We start from the raw sequence: 569 nt of genomic DNA, 5'->3' as shown, positions 1-569 counted from the left end.
TGAGAGTGTAAAATATTTTGTGTAAATAGAAAAAAGGAAGTCCCTTCTGTAGAATAGAGTTACCACAACACATTCACAGAAAAGAGGACTTCCATATGAACGATTTTACTACAGAAATTCTAAAGACTCTAGCGAACAAAGGCGATTTGAATGAATTATTCCGTGTCCATTTGGAAAAAGCTGTCAATACGCTTCTCAAAACGGAGTTAACGGCTTTCCTCGATTACGAAAAGTACGATCGCATTGGTTTTAACACGGGTAATTCTCGTAACGGCTCCTATGACCGTACGGTCAAGACCGAGTACGGGGAACTTCATCTCCAGATTCCGCGCGACCGCAACGGCGAGTTCAAGCAACAGACTGTTCCTGCTTATAGACGGACGAATGATACCTTAGAGGAGACCGTCATTCACCTCTTCCGAAAAGGTATTACCATGTCGGAAATCGCAGACTTGATTGAGGAAATGTATGGGTATCACTACACGCCCCAAACCATGTCCAAAATGACTAAAGTGCTGACTGAAGAAGTAAATGCATTTAAAGTTAGAACTCTAAATGATAAGTATGTC

1 pseudogene is annotated in these 569 nt (G+C 41.5%); it reads left to right on the top strand.

Features of this window, described 5'->3' with window-relative positions:
• Positions 1-95 precede the first annotated feature (95 nt).
• Positions 96-569 (top strand): annotated as a pseudogene (locus DIZ30_RS06685) (IS256-like element ISEfm2 family transposase); the annotation flags it as partial.

This window comes from Enterococcus sp. H57, assembly GCF_003112495.1.
Taxonomy (GTDB): Bacteria; Bacillota; Bacilli; order Lactobacillales; family Enterococcaceae; genus Enterococcus_B; species Enterococcus_B faecium.
Note: the sequence above shows the minus strand (reverse complement) of the source record. Positions and strands in the feature narration are given on the sequence as shown.